Source organism: Streptomyces sp. NPDC031426 (genome assembly GCF_055581585.1).
The window spans coordinates 1-5,056 of sequence record NZ_JBVIJE010000085.1 but is presented as its reverse complement, the minus strand read 5'-3'; the positions used below and the strand labels follow the sequence as shown (position 1 = coordinate 5,056).

5 protein-coding genes and 1 pseudogene are annotated in these 5,056 nt (G+C 67.5%); 3 read left to right on the top strand and 3 right to left on the bottom strand.

Features of this window, described 5'->3' with window-relative positions:
- Positions 1-174 precede the first annotated feature (174 nt).
- Together ACZ5NH_RS45235 and ACZ5NH_RS45230 are read left to right on the top strand one after the other, a co-directional pair.
- Positions 175-333: a hypothetical protein gene (locus ACZ5NH_RS45235; protein WP_468784288.1), complete on the top strand. Its 159-nt coding sequence runs from the start codon at positions 175-177 to the stop codon at positions 331-333.
- Between the two features lie 350 nt (positions 334-683).
- Positions 684-989 carry a WecB/TagA/CpsF family glycosyltransferase gene (locus ACZ5NH_RS45230; RefSeq protein ID WP_468784286.1) on the top strand — a complete coding sequence of 102 codons (306 nt, stop codon included), beginning with the start codon at positions 684-686 and terminating at the stop codon, positions 987-989.
- Positions 990-1,395: 406 nt separating this feature from the next.
- Here ACZ5NH_RS45230 and ACZ5NH_RS45225 read toward each other — a convergent pair whose 3' ends face one another.
- The gene (locus ACZ5NH_RS45225) at positions 1,396-3,165 is read right to left on the bottom strand and encodes a sialidase family protein (protein ID WP_468784284.1); all 1,770 of its coding nucleotides are present in this window, start codon (positions 3,163-3,165) and stop codon (positions 1,396-1,398) included.
- A 352-nt stretch (positions 3,166-3,517) separates the two neighbouring features.
- Positions 3,518-3,804: pseudogene (locus ACZ5NH_RS45220) on the bottom strand (transposase); the annotation flags it as partial.
- Positions 3,805-4,057: 253 nt separating this feature from the next.
- Here ACZ5NH_RS45220 and ACZ5NH_RS45215 point away from each other — a divergent pair.
- Positions 4,058-4,348 (top strand): hypothetical protein, encoded by a 291-nt coding sequence (locus tag ACZ5NH_RS45215; protein ID WP_468784290.1) that lies wholly within the window; start codon positions 4,058-4,060, stop codon positions 4,346-4,348.
- A 234-nt stretch (positions 4,349-4,582) separates the two neighbouring features.
- On the opposite strand, the gene ACZ5NH_RS45210 is transcribed toward ACZ5NH_RS45215, so the two are convergent.
- Positions 4,583-4,873 (bottom strand): hypothetical protein, encoded by a 291-nt coding sequence (locus ACZ5NH_RS45210; protein ID WP_468784282.1) that lies wholly within the window; start codon positions 4,871-4,873, stop codon positions 4,583-4,585.
- Between the last annotated feature and the right edge of the window lie 183 nt (positions 4,874-5,056).

Here is a 5,056-nt window from a genome sequence, read left to right as displayed (position 1 = left end):
CCCGTGAGTCCCCTATTTCTCTACATCGGCATATCCTATGAATAAAAAGAAGTCAACGTGTCGCACTGGACTCTGCAGCCCCGGGCATGATGCCGCGAAACCCCAGACAACATCTCGATAAATTGTCGGGAGGGAGACCTCATGTTCCCGTTCCACCCGAGAGATACACAGCTCTTGGCGCCGACCGTCCTCGCGCTGAGGCACAGTGCGGGCCTCGGGGGCATGGGCAGGGCCGCCGAATTCTTCACCCCGGTGCTGCGGCGCCTGTGTGATGTCGTGGGTGTCGTCTCCCTTTCCGCGGAACGCATGTCCGACCACTTCGAGCCGCCCTAGCTCGCCAAGGCCGGCGCCACGGGCTGGCCATGCGGTGTTTCGCCCGGGTGCTGGCCGCAACCGTCCGGACGCCGTCTACCTGCCGATCTCCCAGTGGGGTCTTCCCCTGCTGCGGGACGCCCTCATCGTCGCCCTCGCCAAGGCCGGCCGGTCCACGCCGGTGCTGCACCTCCACGTCGCCCAGTTGCCGGCCCGGCTCTTTGCGGCCCCGCTTCTGCGGAAGGCACTGGGCGGAGCCCACTGGATCGTCCTGAGCGAGGACGTGGCCGCGGAACTGCGTGCCAGTGGCTGCGGTACGAGGTCGGTGACGGTGATCCGGAACCCGGCACCGGAGACGCCCAGCCAAGCCAGTGCTTTTCCCACGCGGAACCGCACACAGCCGGCGGACCCCGCGCAAGGAGTACTTTCTCGCGCGTCGGCAGCAGGAGTTGGGCTGCGCCCTGGTGGTCGGCGTCGGCGGATCCTTCGACGTGGTGGCGGGAGTGCGCAGCAGGGCACCGCGGTGGATGCGGCGGGCCGGCCTCGAATGGTTCCACCGCCTGGTCCAGGAGCCCCGCCGCATGTTCCTTCGCTACGCGGTGGGCAACACCCGGTTCGTCGCCCTCGTCGCCGCCTGCTGGGCACGGCGGCCGGCCGGCCGCGGGGGCGGAGCGTAAGGCGGGCGACCACGCCGCGTACCACCGCGGGCCCGGGCCATCCGGCTCGGGCCCGCGGTGGTACGCCTGGAACACGGTGACGTGCCAGGTGTGGGCGGTGGCTTCCACGTGGTTCGCCGTGCCGTACGCGGCGGCCGGTACGGCGTCGCTTCGAACGCGACCGCGCGCCCCCGCAGGAACAGCAGGCGCCGCAGGGCCGCGCGAGCCGGAGCACTTCGAGTGACGCCCGCGCTTCCGTCCACCGTTCGCCACGCACCCGGCCCGGACGGGGAACGCCCGCTTCCGGCGAGGACCTCACCCCGGCGCTCACCACCCAGGAGCCAGAGCACCACAGCCAACGCCGAAGGGCCGAGAAGACGATTGTCTTCAACGGCCCTCCGGCGACCCCGATCTGCTCAGCCAAGTCCTACCTGTGGTGCCGGTGATGCTCCGGCTTCTCCTCGTGGTGCGGCTTGGGATGGGGCTTGGGATGCGGCTTGGGATCGGGCTTGGGCCACCCCGGATCCACGTGCACCGTGCCGACGTTCGCGTCACCGAGGCTGTTGTCTCCCCAGGCGGCGATGGCACCCGGATACGTGCTGAGCGTGTCCGTGGCGATGGAGATGTAGTCGCCCATGTAGTGCGGGGGCGGCACCTGATCCATAAAGGTCGGGAAGAACCGGGAGCTCACGGGTGCCCTCTTCCAGCTGCTTCCCCCGTCGGAGGACTGGGCGACCACGGCCTGGATGTTGAAGTTCCTCGCGACGCCCCGGTAGATGCCCTGCCGGTCGTAGTAGAGACTGTAGAGCTTTCCGCGCGAGTCCACGTCCAGAGCCGGCTGGAACCAGTCGACCTGTTCCCCGACGGGGCCGTCGTTCACCCGGGTCGGGGCACTCCATGTGGCACCGCCGTCCGTCGACCTGGAGAACAGCGCGCTGGAGAAGCAGTACTTCTTGACGTTCTCGCAGTTGCTGTTGGGGTCGGGCTGCTGCGCGTAACGGCCGTCGTGCCATGTCACGTACAAGGCCTTGTTCGACGGTGCGACCGCCAGGCCCTGCAGATCCACGAAGTTGCGGAACAAACCCTGCAGCAACGTACCGTCGCCGGTGGGCACCACCGGACTGATCAAGTGGTCCCCGCCGAAGCTCGCGCCGTCGTCGACCGACCGGCGGACATGGATGGACCGGTGCTGGAAGTCGGGGTCGTAGCGCTCCCAGGCGACGTAGACGTTGCCGCCCTTGCCCGTTTTCACCAGAGACCCGAACACGGTGGCTGTAAGGCCGCAGTCCTGGTCGATCACCTGTGGTGCCGTCCAGGTCGCCCCGCCGTCGGTCGACTTGACGTACTCGATCGCCGTGCGGAAGGCGCCGCCACAGAATGTTCCGGAGCCGTCGAAGTCGGTGTACGTCACGTGGATGATGTCGTCGGACGGGGAAGCGGTCGGCCCCGGCTCGACGGTGATCATCGGCTTGTCGAGGAAATGGGTGCCGAGGTCCCCGCTGGCCGCCAGGGCACCGTGGTGGAAGCTCTTGCCGCCGTCCGTGGAACGGGCCACCGAGATACCGCTCTTGATGGTGCCGTCGGTCTGGAACGTCATGGACGTCGACCCGAAGTAGAAGTTGTTGCTGGTCGAGCAGCCCAGCGTCGGGTCACCGGTCAGGTCCCGTCGGGTCACGCCGGGCGGGGGCGGATCGGCGATCAGGGCGCCCATGTCGGTGTACGACGGCAGCTTCTTGTCCGGGTCGGTGGTGCGGGACCACCCAAGGAGGCTGATGGCGCCGCTCGGCGGGGGGTTGACAGTCGTCGACATGAAACTTCCGGTGTCGTTGTAGCCGATGACCGCCGTCTTGCCGCACCAGGCCGTGCTCGGCTCGCTCTGTGTGTTGCCGGCGAACCGGGAGATGAAGTCGTCCGGGGCGTTCGGGTCGTTGGCGTAGCCCTGAGGCGCCGGCCGTGGCGTCAGCGGCAGTTGCCTGGGCCGGATCTTCAGCGACTTTTTGTTGTTCGCCAGATTGAGCAGAAACTGGCCTGATCCCGACAGGAGCCGCTGATGTTGGGCGGGGATGCTGTGCTTCAGCTTTTCTCCCGCCGCATAGAGCTGGTTGAGGGGAGACGGAGGCTGCTGTTGGGCGATCGCCGGCGTTGCGGCCACACCGGTCACGGTGACGAACGCGGCGAGCAGGCCCCGGGCTGCCACGGGACGTCTCCGTGGTCGCCTTTCGGGGTCCGAAAGGAAGTTCAACGCGGTCACTCCTTTGCTAGGACTGCGTCAGCACTGCTTTATCCCTTTCATATCTCGGCATCGTCGCTGCAGAGGCGAAAGGCATCTGCTCCCCGAGTGAATGGCACCCGTTCAGCTGATCAGGATTTGCCCCGGAGCCACTCCTGGCTCGACCTCGATCGTTCATGGGGGTCCGTCAGCTTGCTGACGGACCCCTTTGTGGCGGGTGTTGGTGGGATTCTCGAAGTGCGGGCAGGTGAGAGCCCGCCTGTCGCGCCGGGGTGTGCGCCGGATTCCACGGTTCCGGTGGACCGGTGCTGCTCGCAGGGACCGCGGGGTCGGAGGCCACCGGCCCGAACACGGCCGGCTCGGCCCGCAGCATGCCCACATCGGCCAGGCAGTCCCCGCCCAGCGCCACCGCGAGCGCGACATCCAGCAGGATCTTGCCCGGATCGTGTACTGCCCACGGCTTCTGCCACGGCACAAGCGCCGCCGATATCGCCGCATCCAGGCCGGATTTGCGGACCGTCTCGACCAGCAGCACCGCATCAGCCTGCGACACGATCCCGCGGCCATCGCCGTCGACGCGACACGCGGACAGCACCCGATGCGCATCTTCACCTGGAAAGTGCCTCCGGCGGGGGCGGGAACAAGGACCTCAGCAATCCTCGTTCTCGCTGGTCAGAGGCACTTTCTGCGTTCTTGATCACGAGTCGGACAGCCCGCCTCGTGAAAGCACGAGGTTAGGTCGAAAGAGCGGAGCGCGTCACTCCCCTCGCGATCATGACTGTATGGAGTCACGCGTATGCATAAAGTGATGTCCGCTGGGAGTCGAGCAGCGGCTCCCACTTGAGCAGGGGAGAAAGACATGCCATCCATTGCCCGGACTCTTGGGGCGGTCGGTGTCGGTGCCGTGCTTGCGCTCGGCATCACACAGTCCGCGTCCGCAGCGCAAGGACAGCTGATCATCGGCAGCACGACGTACAACAACCCCAGCGGCTGCTACATGGTGGGGGGTCTGCCGACTCAGGTGCAGAATCAGACCAATGGCATCGCGTACATCTTCAGCGGCACCAATTGCTCGGGGTTCGTGATTCAGACTCTGACGCCCGGCTCGAGCGCCGTCGACAGCTACGGATACAGCGTGTACGTGGGGTAGGCCCCGCCTGCTCGCCGTGAACCGCCCGACTCTGGCCTCCACCAGCAGCACGGTTCCGGCCTGGGAGACCACCGAACAGCCGCTGCCCTCGATGCGGACACGCGGGTGGGACCCCATACGCTTCTCCATCTGGAAAGTGCTTCTCCCACGCAGCCGACAGGACCCTCAGCGAGTCCTGTCGTTGCAGGTCAGGAGCACTTTCCGGCATTGTGGGCCAGCCCTCGCCCGGCCACCTCACGAGGGCGCGTGCCAGGGCAGCGCCGCGGGGGATCCCAGCACGAGTGACGGCACGCCGATCTCGGGCTCCCCCGAGGCAGGCCAGGCGTGGATCACCCACGGCACGGCGCGCGGCCCCGGCTCAGCCACCGGCACGGTCCCGGATGCTCCGGGCGTATCCCCGGCAGCCTGGAGGCGAACGAAGGCGTCGCCCACGAGTTCGGCCTCGGCGACATCAACGGCGACGAGTACCCCGACCCGCGATGGGAACGCGCGCGGCATCCGGCCGGGCGACTCGGGCATCTCCATGACGGGCACGCGGCACGAGTGGCAAGTCGCCCTGGTACGAGAGTCCCCTGAGCATCCGCGGATGCCCGCATGTCGCTCCCCTGGACGATGAGGCCGCGGACGCCTGCGGCGTCGCGTACCGGCGCGTCGAGAAGCGTGGTTACTCCCAGGTCCGCAACGCGGCAATCGACGCCGCCTGGCAGT